15 protein-coding genes and 1 pseudogene are annotated in these 13,238 nt (G+C 37.2%); 11 read left to right on the top strand and 5 right to left on the bottom strand.

The window, feature by feature from the left end:
- The 4 genes and pseudogenes from AC1DND_RS11135 to AC1DND_RS11150 all read left to right on the top strand — a co-directional run.
- Nucleotides 1–139: pseudogene (locus AC1DND_RS11135) on the top strand (IscS subfamily cysteine desulfurase); the annotation flags it as partial.
- A 118-nt stretch (nucleotides 140–257) separates the two neighbouring features.
- Nucleotides 258–671, top strand: coding sequence for a Fe-S cluster assembly scaffold IscU (gene iscU, locus AC1DND_RS11140; RefSeq protein WP_025142622.1), 414 nt, complete (start codon nucleotides 258–260; stop codon nucleotides 669–671).
- Nucleotides 672–749: 78 nt separating this feature from the next.
- Nucleotides 750–1,076: a HesB/IscA family protein gene (locus AC1DND_RS11145; RefSeq protein WP_025142623.1), complete on the top strand. Its 327-nt coding sequence runs from the start codon at nucleotides 750–752 to the stop codon at nucleotides 1,074–1,076.
- 111 nt (nucleotides 1,077–1,187) lie between these two features.
- The gene (locus tag AC1DND_RS11150; RefSeq protein WP_477581627.1) at nucleotides 1,188–2,918 is read left to right on the top strand and encodes an AMP-dependent synthetase/ligase; all 1,731 of its coding nucleotides are present in this window, start codon (nucleotides 1,188–1,190) and stop codon (nucleotides 2,916–2,918) included.
- A 70-nt stretch (nucleotides 2,919–2,988) separates the two neighbouring features.
- Here the strand turns inward: AC1DND_RS11150 and AC1DND_RS11155 are convergent, their stop codons facing one another.
- Nucleotides 2,989–3,678 carry a DUF2461 domain-containing protein gene (locus AC1DND_RS11155; RefSeq protein WP_477581629.1) on the bottom strand — a complete coding sequence of 230 codons (690 nt, stop codon included), beginning with the start codon at nucleotides 3,676–3,678 and terminating at the stop codon, nucleotides 2,989–2,991.
- Between the two features lie 232 nt (nucleotides 3,679–3,910).
- On the opposite strand from AC1DND_RS11155, the gene AC1DND_RS11160 reads away from it, so the two are divergent.
- The 3 genes from AC1DND_RS11160 (at nucleotide 3,911) to AC1DND_RS11170 (ending at nucleotide 6,390) form a co-directional block, all read left to right on the top strand.
- Nucleotides 3,911–4,237 carry an MGMT family protein gene (locus AC1DND_RS11160; RefSeq protein ID WP_477581631.1) on the top strand — a complete coding sequence of 109 codons (327 nt, stop codon included), beginning with the start codon at nucleotides 3,911–3,913 and terminating at the stop codon, nucleotides 4,235–4,237.
- A 142-nt stretch (nucleotides 4,238–4,379) separates the two neighbouring features.
- Nucleotides 4,380–6,041 (top strand): lysine--tRNA ligase, encoded by a 1,662-nt coding sequence (gene lysS / locus AC1DND_RS11165; RefSeq protein WP_477581645.1) that lies wholly within the window; start codon nucleotides 4,380–4,382, stop codon nucleotides 6,039–6,041.
- Nucleotides 6,042–6,177: 136 nt separating this feature from the next.
- Nucleotides 6,178–6,390, top strand: coding sequence for a hypothetical protein (locus AC1DND_RS11170; RefSeq protein ID WP_029275714.1), 213 nt, complete (start codon nucleotides 6,178–6,180; stop codon nucleotides 6,388–6,390).
- Nucleotides 6,391–6,461: 71 nt separating this feature from the next.
- Here the strand turns inward: AC1DND_RS11170 and AC1DND_RS11175 are convergent, their stop codons facing one another.
- Nucleotides 6,462–7,016, bottom strand: coding sequence for a pyridoxamine 5'-phosphate oxidase family protein (locus AC1DND_RS11175; RefSeq protein ID WP_477581633.1), 555 nt, complete (start codon nucleotides 7,014–7,016; stop codon nucleotides 6,462–6,464).
- Between the two features lie 155 nt (nucleotides 7,017–7,171).
- Between AC1DND_RS11175 and AC1DND_RS11180 the strand changes: the two genes are divergently transcribed.
- On the top strand, nucleotides 7,172–7,669 hold the full coding sequence (locus tag AC1DND_RS11180; RefSeq protein ID WP_477581635.1) for a YdeI/OmpD-associated family protein: 498 nt from the start codon (nucleotides 7,172–7,174) through the stop codon (nucleotides 7,667–7,669).
- Between the two features lie 100 nt (nucleotides 7,670–7,769).
- Here AC1DND_RS11180 and AC1DND_RS11185 read toward each other — a convergent pair whose 3' ends face one another.
- Together AC1DND_RS11185 and AC1DND_RS11190 are read right to left on the bottom strand one after the other, a co-directional pair.
- Nucleotides 7,770–9,791 carry a M3 family metallopeptidase gene (locus AC1DND_RS11185; RefSeq protein WP_477581637.1) on the bottom strand — a complete coding sequence of 674 codons (2,022 nt, stop codon included), beginning with the start codon at nucleotides 9,789–9,791 and terminating at the stop codon, nucleotides 7,770–7,772.
- A 115-nt stretch (nucleotides 9,792–9,906) separates the two neighbouring features.
- Complete coding sequence (locus AC1DND_RS11190; protein ID WP_029280631.1) at nucleotides 9,907–10,446, bottom strand: DUF2892 domain-containing protein; 540 nt, start codon at nucleotides 10,444–10,446, stop codon at nucleotides 9,907–9,909.
- A 116-nt stretch (nucleotides 10,447–10,562) separates the two neighbouring features.
- Here AC1DND_RS11190 and AC1DND_RS11195 point away from each other — a divergent pair, with 116 nt between their 5' ends.
- From AC1DND_RS11195 to AC1DND_RS11205, 3 genes are all read left to right on the top strand, one after another.
- A complete protein-coding gene (locus AC1DND_RS11195) occupies nucleotides 10,563–11,081 on the top strand; it encodes a thioredoxin family protein (protein ID WP_477581639.1) in 519 nt (172 codons plus the stop codon).
- Nucleotides 11,082–11,276: 195 nt separating this feature from the next.
- Nucleotides 11,277–11,957: a uracil-DNA glycosylase gene (gene ung, locus AC1DND_RS11200; RefSeq protein WP_477581641.1), complete on the top strand. Its 681-nt coding sequence runs from the start codon at nucleotides 11,277–11,279 to the stop codon at nucleotides 11,955–11,957.
- Nucleotides 11,957–12,622, top strand: a complete 666-nt coding sequence (locus AC1DND_RS11205; RefSeq protein WP_477581643.1) for an alpha/beta hydrolase — start codon at nucleotides 11,957–11,959, stop codon at nucleotides 12,620–12,622. The genes ung and AC1DND_RS11205 overlap by 1 nt, the downstream gene beginning before the upstream one ends.
- A 132-nt stretch (nucleotides 12,623–12,754) precedes the next feature.
- On the opposite strand, the gene AC1DND_RS11210 is transcribed toward AC1DND_RS11205, so the two are convergent.
- Nucleotides 12,755–13,225 (bottom strand): Lrp/AsnC family transcriptional regulator, encoded by a 471-nt coding sequence (locus AC1DND_RS11210; RefSeq protein WP_025142637.1) that lies wholly within the window; start codon nucleotides 13,223–13,225, stop codon nucleotides 12,755–12,757.
- Between the last annotated feature and the right edge of the window lie 13 nt (nucleotides 13,226–13,238).

Genomic DNA, 13,238 nt, shown 5'->3' on the forward strand with positions numbered 1-13,238 from the left:
GTTTACAACTGAAGCAGAAATCGATCAGGCTATTGAAGTGACTCAAAAAGCGGTTAATCACTTAAGAGAACTTTCTCCACTTTGGGAAATGTTTAAAGAAGGAATTGACTTGAGTAAAATTGAGTGGGCGGAACACTAAGAAAGGTAGAGGGCTGAAAGGCTTAAGGTAGAAGGTTAATCGCCAAACGCTTTACGCAAATCGCCAAACTGAAAATTAATTAAAAATTTGCTCCGTAAGGAGATAAAAAAATAAAATCATGGCATATTCAGAAAAAGTAATTGACCATTACAATAACCCACGTAACGTAGGTACATTAAATAAAGACAGCAAATTTGTAGGAACAGGATTAGTTGGTGCACCTGAGTGCGGCGATGTAATGCGTTTACAGATTGAAGTTGGAGAAGATAACGTAATCACAGATGCTAAATTTAAAACATTTGGTTGTGGTTCGGCTATTGCTTCTTCTTCTTTAGCTACCGAATGGTTAAAAGGAAAAACAATTGATGAGGCTTTATCTATCGATAACATGGATATTGTTGAAGAATTGGCTTTACCTCCAGTAAAAATTCACTGCTCAGTTTTGGCAGAAGATGCAATTAAATCGGCTATTAACGATTATCGCGTTAAAAATGGTTTAGAAGCAATTGTATTGGAAAAATCGCACCATTAATAAGTAACAAGACATAAGTATCTAGTATCAAGACTATAATAATTCAATCTTGATACTAGATACTAAATACTCGATACTATGATCACAATAACAGATAAAGCAAAAGAAAAAATCACCCACTTAATGCAGGATTCGGAAATGGGTTCTGATTACTTTTTACGTGTTTCGGTAAAAGGTGGTGGCTGTTCGGGCTTATCATACAATTTAGATTTTGATAACGAAGAACAAAAAGGCGATCAGTTTTTTGAGGACAGAGGAATCAAAATTGCTTTGGATATGAAATCATTCCTTTATTTGGCTGGAACTGAACTCGACTTCACTGACGGTTTAAATGGAAAAGGTTTTAATTTTATAAACCCAAATGCCAGCCGTAGCTGTGGCTGTGGCGAAAGCTTCTCTGTTTAAAATCTTATAAAACATATTATTTAAGGGGCCCCGAAAATTTCGGGGCCCTTTTGTATTTTTAAACCAAAAAGCCTTATAATTGTTAATTATAATTAGCGAACCAATACGAGCATGCCATTAATAAACGAATTTTCAACTGTTCCAACCTTGTTGCGGAATGTTGTAAAAAACATCCATAAACAGATTGGTGTAATTAATGTATCCATTTACCCTACACTTTCTGAACAGGAAGTAGCTTATATCATTAACGATTCTGGCATAAAAGCTATTCTTATTGGGAATAACTTTTTATACCGTAAAGTATTAAAGGTAGCAGCCAATTGCAAACAGTTAAAATATATTATTCCTGCCTTTAAAGATTTTGAAAAAGTTACCATTCCTACTGACGTACATGTAGAAGTTATTGCCTTTTCTGATATCCTGGCGCTTAAACATCAGGTTACGGCTGCCGAAAGGGCTGACATTGACCAATGCAGAAGTTTGGTTTTACCTGACGATGTTTCCTCTTTAATTTACACCTCGGGAACAACAGGAACCCCAAAAGGTGTAATGCTTACCCATTATAACTTTGTTAAGAATGTGGAGGTTTGCTTGCAACAGATCCCTGTGATCGATCAAACGGAAACTTTTCTTTCTTTTCTACCGCTATCGCACGTATTCGAGCGTACAGCAACCTACCATGTTTGTTGCGCACAAGGCTGTAAAATTGCATTTGCCCAAAGTTTAGAGCTATTGGCCAAAAATATGGGCGAAGTTCGTCCTACCGTAATGAGCTGCGTTCCGCGCCTTTTAGAACGCATACACGATAAAGCGATAAAAGGAGGAACTGCTGGTGGAGGTACAAAAGCAAAAATATTTACCTGGGCCTTAGAAACTGGTAACAAATATCGTTTAGCTAAAGAAGCTGGCAAAAATCCAGGCTTCATTTTATCAGCCAAAAAGGGAATAGCAGAGAAACTGGTTTTTAGTAAAATCAAAGAAAAAACAGGTGGCCGTTTAAAGTTTATGATTTCGGGCGGTGCCGCCCTACCTAAAAATGTGGGTGAATTTTTTGGCGATCTGGGCATTAAGATATTAGAAGGATTTGGCTTAACAGAAACTTCGCCCGTAATGTCGGTTACCGAATACCACAGGCAGGTTTATGGCACTGTTGGCCGCGTAATTCCAGGAATTGAAGTGGGTATACAAGATGTCGAAACTAAAGAAATGCTCAGTATCCAGACACACAATACTTTTAACGAAGAATTTGAATGCGCCGAAGGTGAAGTAATTGTACGCGGTCACTGTGTAATGAAAGGTTACTTTAACAAACCAGCAGAAACAGCCGAAGCGATAGATAAAGACATGTGGTTCCATACCGGAGATATTGGCCGTTTTTATAAAGGTAATTTACAGATCACCGACCGTTTAAAAAACATGATCGTAAATGCTTATGGCAAAAATGTTTACCCTACCCCGGTAGAAAACATTTACCTGAAAAGCCCAAAAATTGATCAGCTTTTTTTAATCGGAGATAAACGTGAGTTTATTACAGCAATTATTATCCCGAACAAAGAAACTTTAGAAGAGACCTTTAAACTCAAACCATCGTTTTTTGAAGAGGCTGATCCTTTTATCCGCGATCAGGAAATTATAGATTGGATGGAACAGGATATTAAAAAAATCTCGAATGAGCTGGCCAAATTTGAGCGCATTAAAAACTTTAAGATCAAGCGTAATCCCTTCAATATAGATGAAGGAGAAATTACCCCTACCATGAAAGTTAAACGCCGGATTGTAGAAAAAAAATATGCCGAAGCCATTAACGAAATGTATGAGGAAGGTATAGAAGCTGAATCATAATTAAAAAGGGTCATCATTACAAAATTAGTATGATGACCCTTTAATTTTTTGCGGCAATCGTAAAAATCAGCTACAGATCCATTCCATTTGCATCGGTTGTTAATATTTCGCTCATGTAATCAAAGAAAGGACGCATATTTTTAAATTCCTGATTACAATATCTTAAGTAATCTGTACTTAAAACTTCCTGATCGGTAAATTGATGAACTAACAAAAATTGTTTATAACGTAACAGATCGATATCCTGGTGATCTCCATCAAAACCCTTTGGAGCAGTTTTTAATTGTTCGCCTTTCAAAGTCTCGAAGGAAGCAATAAAAGTTTTATCACTTAATATTGCTCTCAGGGGCTCGGCATCAAAAGCTATATTTTCTCTTATCAATTTCAAATCTTGAGGAGAAGGCCCGAAAAAACCACCAGCCACAAAACTATTACCTGGTTCGATATGAAAATAATAACCTCCCCTTCTTTGTTTACCTGCCCGTTTAAAACTTCCACTCCAATGTGTTTTATAAGGTGTTTTATCATTTGAGAAGCGGGTATCCCGATATATCCGGTATAAACTTTTCTTTCCCGATGGTGTTTCAATTACATCATGGATATTCATAAGATCTAATAAATCCTGTGCAAAAGATTCTATATATGCATGTTCTTTCTGGTAAGCTGTTTTATGGTCATTAAACCACTCACGTTCGTTGTTATTTTTTAACAACCTTAAAAACTCAAAACTAGAAGGTGGTATTTGTTTTATATCGGGCATCGTTTTTTAAATGGCTATTCACATCCAAACAAATATAACATCTGTAAAACATTAAATTCATATCGCTGAAAAATTTACCCGATGAAATACTTAAAAACTTCTGAAGGGGGTCTGACCATGAAGTTGCTAATTAGACCAATGAAATTATAGGAAGTCCTTAATAAAATAAATTCTCAATCACGAATTATGAAACAGATATATTTAATAGCTTTATGTCTCATTTGCCAGAACGATGAGACACGATTTATTTTTTGAACAGGTTTGGGATTTAACCAGAGAAATACCCAAAGGAAGGGTAACTTCATACGGAGCAATTGCAAAAGCCATTGGTGCACCTAATCTGTCGAGAATGGTAGCCAGAGCCATTGGTGCTTGCGGATCAGCACAGCCTCCTGTTCCTTATTATAGGGTAATCAGCAGCAACGGCTTGCTCAGCGGCGATCCATCATCTACAGCTAAAAGACAGGAACTCCTCGAACGAGAAGGCGTTGAAATTAAAAACCTGAAAGTTCAAAATCTTAAAAAGGTATTCTGGGATCCGTTAATTGATATGGAATAAATACTGCTGGTAAAGTTTCTGCGCATCAATTTTTATCCACTTGGCTTTTAACATGCTAAAATGCGATGTTATATCTATAAAGCATTTAGTAATTACGATAGCTTTCTTATCTTTGCAACCATCTGTTTTAAGTGGATAGCTAATTCAATTACGCGCATTAGGCATTGAGCCTTATCCTGCAGAAGCGTATGAAGTAAATGCATATGCAGCAGATATATTAGCTAATTATGAAGTAGATAAGACAGCATACAAGACCGTAGTATTAGCAGGTAGAATTATGAGCCGCAATATTATGGGTGCTGCCTCTTTTACGGAGTTACAGGATTCTACCGGCCGAATTCAGATCTACTTAAAGCGCGACGAACTTTGTCCTGGTGATGATAAAACCTTATATAACACAGTATTTAAAAAACTTTTAGATATTGGCGATTTCATTGGGGTTAAAGGATATGTATTCACAACGCAAACAGGAGAAATTTCTGTACATGTTACTGAATTTAAGGTGCTTTCTAAGTCACTACGTCCCCTACCAATCGTTAAACGCGATGATGAAGGTAATGTTTATGATGGATTTACCAATCCTGAATTGCGTTACCGCATGCGTTATGTAGATTTAACGGTAAATCCTGATTTTAAACAGATTTTCATTAAACGTAGCAAGGTGATTAATACCATGCGCAATTATTTTGATAACCAGGGTTGGATGGAAGTAGAAACGCCTATCCTCCAGCCTATTCATGGCGGTGCTGCTGCGCGTCCTTTTGCCACACACCATAATACTTTAGATATGCCGCTTTATTTGCGTATTGCAAATGAGTTATATTTAAAAAGATTAATCGTTGCAGGTTTTGATGGTGTATATGAATTCGGTAAAATGTTCCGTAACGAAGGGATGGACCGTACGCATAACCCTGAATTTACTTCAATGGAAATTTACGTTGCCTATAAAGATTATATCTGGATGATGGCAATGGTTGAAGAATGTTTAGAAAAAGTAGCTATTGCAACAACTGGTGCAAGTGTAGTTAAAGTTGGTGCCAACGAAATTAATTTTGAAGGACCGTACGAAAAATTAACCATGTACGAGTCGATCCAAAAATATACCGGAATTGATGTTTCGGCGATGACAGAGGAAGAAATTGCACAGACTTGTAAAGATTTAGGCATCGAAACCGATGATACGATGGGCCGCGGTAAATTAATTGATGAAATTTTCGGCGCTAAAGTTGAAGCGAATTTAATTCAGCCAACCTACATTACCGACTACCCGATCGAAATGACACCGCTTGCTAAAAAGCACCGTACGGCAGACGGTTTGGTAGAGCGTTTTGAGCTATTTGTTAATGGTAAAGAGATTGCAAATGCTTATTCAGAATTAAACGATCCTATTGACCAAAAAGAGCGTTTAGAAGATCAGTTAAAGTTAGCTGCCCGCGGTGATGACGAGGCCATGGCCATGGATGATGATTTCGTACGTGCATTAGAATATGGTATGCCGCCTACTTCAGGTTTGGGCATTGGTATTGATCGTTTGGTGATGTTAATGACCAACCAAAGTACCATCCAGGAAGTTTTATTCTTCCCGCAGATGCGTCCTGAGAAAAAGAAAATAGAAATGACACCTGAAGAAACAGAATTGTATTCATTGGTTTCGGAAGGCGAACAATATCTGTTAACTGAAGTAAAAGGAAAACTTGCCGATTGGAGTAATAAAAAATGGGATACAACCTTAAAAGCTTTAACAGGAAAAGGAATTTTAAAAGTTGCCAAAACAGACGAAGGCTTATTCTTATCTCATAAATAATCAATCTGAGACCCAAAAAAGGGAATTCTGGATTTGATTTTAACAAAAACATAACATAAACTTAAAAGGCTTGCTAACAATTGTTTAGCAAGCCTTTTCTATATTTACAGCAATCGATAATTAAAATCATTGCGATATGAATACGTCAAGTTTAGAAATCAACGAAAGAGAATACTGCATTAAATTAAGCAAAGATGCTTTTGATTTAACGCTGGTACGTCAATTAATAAAAAGAATCCAGGCCGAAGCCTTATTCTTCTCAAGAGTACAAGCCGAAGAAGAAGATATCTTAAGCAAAAGAGCTCAAAGAGAAGAGTTTGAAGGATTTGATTATTTAGGAGATAAATAAAATACGACCGTCACCCTGAATTTATTTCAGGGTCTATAAGATGCTGAAATAAATTCAGCATGACGAAAAACTTAATCAACCTCCAAAGTTCCCTCTACAGAATCATCCATTGTTTTTCCAGTAATTACCGACGCTGCCATCTTTAAAAATGCAACGGCAGTGCCGTGTTTGGTATCCCAATAGTATCCCTCCGAAGGGATAACCTTGATTAAGGTAATATCAGGATCGTCTTTCCCTCCTTGAAACCATGTTTTGATAAACGGGCTCCAAAGCTCGTCGATTTTAGCCTGATCCCTGCTGATTTCAGAAATTCCATAAATATTTACAAAACCCGAGTGCGCTCCGGCCTGAAACAACAAATGAGTAAAGGGATCAGTTGAAATCTCATCATTTTTGTGACTGTCTTTCATGCTCATAAACCATATATTCCCCTCATCATCCACTTGCTGAATAGCCATTGGCCTTACCGACAAGGGTACACCAGTTTTAATATTGGTACAGAAAAAACAGCTTTCGGCCTTTTCGGTTAATGTTTTCAGTTTTTCGATGGCTGCTTTACCGCCCAAATCTTTAATATTATTTTCTTCCTGAGTATTGTTGGTACTCCCTTCTTGTGATGTTGCCATAGTATTAGATTTTTATATAAACTACAATGAAAAATAGTGTTTGGTTTTGATTTTTTGCGAAGAGCGATTGGCGAATGGCGTTAGACAGAACGCATACCGTCTGATTTATTGACCAAAAATTATGGAGTTTTAATCAAAGACAATATCTTTAATTAATGGATAATAAAAAACCCGGGGCATTTTTTRCCAAAATTAATATTATAGGCATTAATCCTTTTGTATTTGTACCAGAAGAAGTATTAACCTATGTTTTCCATCAAGCAGGAAAAGACAAGGGTCAGCTTCCAATAACAATGAAAATCGATGGGCATGAGTTTAAACAAACTTTGGTAAAATATGCGGGTGATTGGCGTTTGTACCTGAATACGCCGATGCGAAAAGCGGCAGGCAAAGATGTTGGAGATACTGCAAGCTTCGAAATTGAATTTGATGCTGAAGAACGAACAATAAGGATAAATCCTAAGTTAGAACAGGCTTTAGTAGAAAATAAACAAGCTAAGGATGTATTTGATGGCCTTGCCCCCCATTTACAGAAGGAAATTATACGTTATATTGCCAACCTTAAAACGGAAGAATCGGTGAACCGTAATGTAAAAAAGGCTATTCAGTTTCTTTTGGGTAAAGAAAGGTTCATCGGCAGAGATGGAATTTAAAGAAAAATGGTACCATAACTACAGCACCGCCATCCTCGACCCGTTATTGATTATAGTACAAAGGCCAATTGTTAACTGTCCTTTGTACTATAATTTTGTTTTACAACAATCCGCGTTTTTTAAGCATTGGTTTAATATCAGGATTATGTCCCCTGAAATTAAAAAACATTTTGCCAAGATCTTCGGTATTTCCTTTGGACAGAATCATATCCCTAAAACGCTGACCATTTGCCCTGGTCAGTCCCCCATTTTCCTGAAACCAAGAAAAGGCATCATTTTCAAGCATAGAAGTCCAGCTATAGGCGTAATAACCTGCGGCGTAGCCATTACTCCAGATATGCAGAAAATAGCTGGAGCGGTAACGTGGCGGCACATACGATAAATTTAGATTGGTTTTCTTTAAAGCCTCGGCTTCAAATTTGTCAACATCCTCTAATGGTGAACCCGGAGAAATCGTGTGCCACTGCATATCCAGATCGGCTGCTGCCAATGCTTCAGTAAACATATAACCCTGGTTAAACGAACTCGCCTTTTTAATTTTATCTAACAAAGTCTGTGGCATCTGTGCTCCGGTTTGATAGTGAAGGGCATAATTCTTCAGTATTTTTGGATCGGAAGCCCAATGTTCATTAAACTGGGAAGGAAATTCTACATAATCGCGGGCTACACTTGTACCCGAAAGACTGGGATATTGCTGGTTGGCAAACAGACCATGTAAACCGTGTCCAAATTCATGGAACATGGTTGTAACATCATCAAAACTAATTAATGCTGGTTTTCCGGTTTCGGGTTTGGTAAAATTGCAGACATTATAAATAACCGGTATCGTGCCGAATAGCTTAGATTGGGGAACAAGATTATCCATCCAGGCGCCACCATCCTTATTATCACGCTTATAGTAATCACAATAAAACAGACCTAGCTGTTTCCCGTCTTTGTCTATCACATCAAAAACACGAACATCTTCCTGGTAAACAGGTAAATCTTTACGTTCTTTAAAAGTAATGCCGTAAAGTTGTGTTGCAGCATAAAAAACACCATTGATGAGTACTTTATTTAACTCGAAATAGGGCTTAACCTCGTTTTCATCTAAATCGAATTTTGCTTTGCGAACTTGTTCGGCATAATAGTCCCAATCCCAGGGGGCTAATTTAAAGCCACCTTTTTGCTGATCGATTACAGCTTGTATATCTGCCGCTTCACTTTTTGCTTTAGCGGTAGCAGCCGGAATAACTTTACTAAAAAAATCTTCAACTGCTTCGGGTGTTTTAGCCATCTGATTTTGTAATTTCCAAGCCGCATAATTTTTAAAGCCAAGCAATGCAGCCTGAGCAGAACGGATCTGCGCAATTCTTGAAATTATTTTACGGGTATCATTTGCATCRCCTTTTTCAGCCCTGTTCCATGATTTGTTAAAAAGTTCTTCTCGCTTGGCACGATCGGCCATTGATTGCAATTCGGGCTGTTGGGTAGTATTTTTTAAACCTTTACCCGCTGCCTGTAACTGTGCGGTAAACTTTGCACCCAAAGTAGCTTCTTCTTTATTCAGTTCTTTAAGCTTGTCTTTGTCAGCATCAGATAGCTTTGCTCCTGCCAATTCAAATTTTTGGTAATAAGACTCTAGTAAGCGCAACGATTCAGGATCCAGTTTCAGCTGATCCTTCTTTTTATAAAGGATTGCTACCCGGTTAAAAAGTTTGGTATTTAAATAAATGGCATCGGTGTTTGCAGTTAATTTAGGAGCTTCCTCTTCTTTAACCTTTTGCAATTCGGGATTGGTATTGGCACCTGTAAGCAGGTTAAAAACCATACTTGTCCGGTTCAGCAATTGTCCGCTTTTTTCGATGGCCAGAATGGTATTTTCAAAGCTAGGTGCATCAGTCTGATCAGCGATTTTCTGGATTTCGTTTATCTGCTGCTTCATTCCTTCTTCCAGTGCAGGTTTAAAATCGCCGGTTTTAATTTTGTCGAAGGCAGGCGCCTGAAAGGCAAGTTCGCTTGCTTTAAAAAAAGGATTAGCTGTCGAAAAGCTTTCATTGCCTTCTTCAGCATCTTTTTTGTTATTGCAAGCACCTAGAATGACTAAGGAAGCCAGTATGGGTAAATAAGATACTTTTTTCATGAATATTTAAAAGTTAGTTATCCATAAAAATAGCAATTTATACGCTGCAATTTTCAATAAACAAAATTGAGCTGAAACAAAAAAGCCATTCCGGTTAAGAAATGGCTTTAAAATTTTATCTGTAACGAACTTGCTGCTGCTTGTCCATCATGCCCATCTGATCCTTCATCTGTTTAATCTGATCGGCCAATAATTTATTTTTATCTGCCTTTTTAGCTTCGGCTAGATACATGGTCGCTTCGCGTTTGTTACGTTTAGCCATTGCAATACCTGCTAAACTTAATTTCGCTAAAGCAATGTTATGATCCATTTGCATACCCAATGCAAGCGATTTTTTGAAATACTTCTCACTTTGCATCGGTGCTGTTCTGCTTTCAATTAATCCGATCAATAAATTATAATAACCATGTTGAACTTTGATCAACTGCGTTTCGTAATTGGTAATCCGATCTAAAAACATTTTTGCTTTAGGCATGTTATCTTTTCTAAGAAACCATTGTGCTAAAAGCATATTCTCGTTAAAGAAATAAGTTACAAGCACAATTATTCCCAATAAAATGGCAACAATACCCCACGGCCAAAAGCCGAAAATAAATAAAGCTACTGCGCCACCCAGTAAAGCAAACCCCGCAATTAATCTGATAATATTTGGCATAAATTTTATTCTAATTATTTTTTTTTTGCAAATATCGTGTTTAAATGGCAGAAATTAGATTTTAAAACAATAATTTCATTAAAAATTTAAAAGCTCACAAAAACCGTCTCTTAAATATGAAAATCCTATTATCCATCACCCTAATCGTACTTGCAATGAATGTTTCTGCACAGGAAGTTAATAAAAAAATCCACGATCAAGTCCACAATAAAGATATTCTGATTAACGCCTGTACGCGTGAAGGAATTACCGCTTTTCCTGAGTTTAAAGAAATGTACGATCCACTTTATGCGGCATATGTACCGGACGCAGCAACCATGATCGAACTGAAAAAACTGGTTAAAAACGAAAAAATAAAAATTGTTTTGGGCACCTGGTGCGGCGACAGCAAAGCAAACGTGCCAAACTTCTTTAAAATTTTAGATGCATTGCACTTTAAAGGGAAAAACGTAGAAATTATTGCAGTAGATGGAAATAAAAAGGCTGAAAACGGCATCCTAGATGGCCTGGATATTGTAAGGGTACCAACTTTTATTGTTCTTGATAAAAAAGGAAAAGAACTGGGAAGGATTATAGAGGGACCAAAAACAACACTCGAGGGCGATTTACTGGCGATATATAAGAAGAAATCTTAAACTTTTTGAGAAGATTTTGGTTCATGGTTTAATGGCCCATGGTTGATGGCCAAGGAGTTCAGAACCTGATAGCTTAATACTTACGGACTCATAGTTTAATAATTTATGGCCCATGGTCTAAACTGAACACCCAAACCATTGACCATAAACTATCAAACCATCAACCATATTACATACACATCTTACATAAAAAACATGTCTGCAGCATTAGAACCAGGTTGGTTAGCCGTTTTAGAGGAAGAATTTGAAAAAGACTACATGAAAAGCCTTAAGTCTTTTTTACAGGAGGAGAAAAACAAAGGAGTCACGGTTTACCCAAAAGGTACTGATATTTTCAACTCATTAAATACCACACCATTTAACCAGGTGAAGGTTGTGATTTTAGGTCAAGATCCCTATCATGGTGTTGGCCAGGCGCATGGTCTGTCCTTTTCAGTACAACGCGGTGTAGCGGTTCCGCCCTCGTTAAAAAATATTTATAAAGAGCTGGAAACTGATATTGAAGGTTTTAAAGCACCAAACCATGGACATTTAACACATTGGGCAGAGCAAGGCGTATTGTTGTTAAACGCAACTTTAACTGTTCGTGCTTCGGAAGCAGGCTCGCATCAAAATCGTGGTTGGGAAATTTTCACTGATGAAATTATTAAGGCTTTATCGCAGAAACGCGAACATATCGTATTTCTTTTGTGGGGTAAATATGCGCAACAAAAAGCGGCTTTAATTGACCAGAAAAAGCATTATGTACTTACGGCTGCCCATCCATCACCATTTTCGGCCTACAATGGCTTCTTTGGATCGAAGCACTTCTCTAAGGCAAATCAGCTTTTAGTACAGAACAACTTAAGCCCTATCGACTGGAACTTACCAGCCTAATGAATACTTACTTTATAAGCGGTTTAGGTGCCGATAAAAGGATTTTTTCTAAGCTGAAGCTTAATGAAAATATCAATATGATTCATATCAATTGGATTAGTCCGAATGAAAATGAATCATTAGCTTCTTACGCCGAACGATTAAGTAAGGTGATTGACTTAAGCCAACCATTTGCTTTGGTTGGCGTTTCTTTTGGAGGGATGATTGCAGTAGAAATGGCCAAATTATTAAAACCTGCAGCAACGATTATCATTTCGAGCACCATGTTAAGCACCTATCTGCCAGCATTATATCGTTTCGCAGGCAAGCTAGGTCTACTGAAATTTATCCCAGCTAAGTTTTTAAAATCTTCGAACAAGCTCACTCAAAATTATTATTTCGGTACGCGTTCCAATAGTGAGAAAACTTTGTTGAGCAAAATTATAAACGATACAGATCCTTATTTTTTGAAATGGGCAATCGGGAGTATTTTAAGCTGGGAAAATAAAATCAAACCTAAAAACATCTACCACATTCATGGTACCAATGATAAAATTTTGTATTCAAAAACCACACAACCCGATTTTGTGATTGAAAATGGAACGCACTTTATGGTTTATCAAAATGCTGATGAAATTTCTGGAATTATTGATAAAATAATATCCGATAATCGCACGTCATGCTGAATTCATTTCAGCATCTTTATTAATATGAAAGACCCTGAAATAAATTCAGGGTGACGACCGTACTATTTCCCACAAAAGATTGCCACATTCCGATGACGATCTAGCCTAAAAGCCCCTTTAGGGGTAATGGGGTTAATATTCTAAAGGCACTATCGGTTCCTTCTTCGTGGTCGACATGATCATCATCGTTTGGAAAGTTTTAACCACAGAAATCTTACTGATTTTATCCATGATTAAACGTTCGTAAGCTTTAATGTCTTTCACATAAACCTTTAACAAAAAATCGGCCTGACCAGTAACGTGGTGACACTCTGTGATTTCCTTGATTTGATTTACTTCATCCAAAAAGATCTGAATGGTGTTATTTTTATGAAAATCGAGTTGAATCTGAATAAAGGTCTTTATACCTAAACCCAGCTTTTCTTCGTCTACCAATGCATGATAACTTTTAATATATCCTGCCATTTCAAGCTTGCGTACACGTTCTAAAGTTGGTGCAGGTGATAAACCAATTTCTTGGGATAAAAGCAAGTTGGTAATTCTTCCGTTCTCTTGAAGAATTCTTAAAATTTTAAAGTCAATTTTATCTAATTCAGATGCCATATGGTGTTAAAGG

The organism is Pedobacter sp. 01N416 (assembly GCF_056399685.1).

Bases quoted from the DNA above. Each gene is read 5' to 3' on its own strand.
- AC1DND_RS11190 (WP_029280631.1), bottom strand. From the start codon at position 10,446: ATGCCAAATATTATCAGATTAATTGCGGGGTTTGCTTTACTGGGTGGC.
- AC1DND_RS11145 (WP_025142623.1), top strand. From the start codon at position 750: ATGATCACAATAACAGATAAAGCAAAAGAAAAAATCACCCACTTAATG.
- AC1DND_RS11155 (WP_477581629.1), bottom strand. From the start codon at position 3,678: ATGCCCGATATAAAACAAATACCACCTTCTAGTTTTGAGTTTTTAAGG.
- AC1DND_RS11210 (WP_025142637.1), bottom strand. From the start codon at position 13,225: ATGGCATCTGAATTAGATAAAATTGACTTTAAAATTTTAAGAATTCTT.
- AC1DND_RS11170 (WP_029275714.1), top strand. From the start codon at position 6,178: ATGAATACGTCAAGTTTAGAAATCAACGAAAGAGAATACTGCATTAAA.
- AC1DND_RS11160 (WP_477581631.1), top strand. From the start codon at position 3,911: ATGAGACACGATTTATTTTTTGAACAGGTTTGGGATTTAACCAGAGAA.
- AC1DND_RS11175 (WP_477581633.1), bottom strand. From the start codon at position 7,016: ATGGCAACATCACAAGAAGGGAGTACCAACAATACTCAGGAAGAAAAT.
- AC1DND_RS11195 (WP_477581639.1), top strand. From the start codon at position 10,563: ATGAAAATCCTATTATCCATCACCCTAATCGTACTTGCAATGAATGTT.
- ung (WP_477581641.1), top strand. From the start codon at position 11,277: ATGTCTGCAGCATTAGAACCAGGTTGGTTAGCCGTTTTAGAGGAAGAA.
- AC1DND_RS11205 (WP_477581643.1), top strand. From the start codon at position 11,957: ATGAATACTTACTTTATAAGCGGTTTAGGTGCCGATAAAAGGATTTTT.
- iscU (WP_025142622.1), top strand. From the start codon at position 258: ATGGCATATTCAGAAAAAGTAATTGACCATTACAATAACCCACGTAAC.
- AC1DND_RS11150 (WP_477581627.1), top strand. From the start codon at position 1,188: ATGCCATTAATAAACGAATTTTCAACTGTTCCAACCTTGTTGCGGAAT.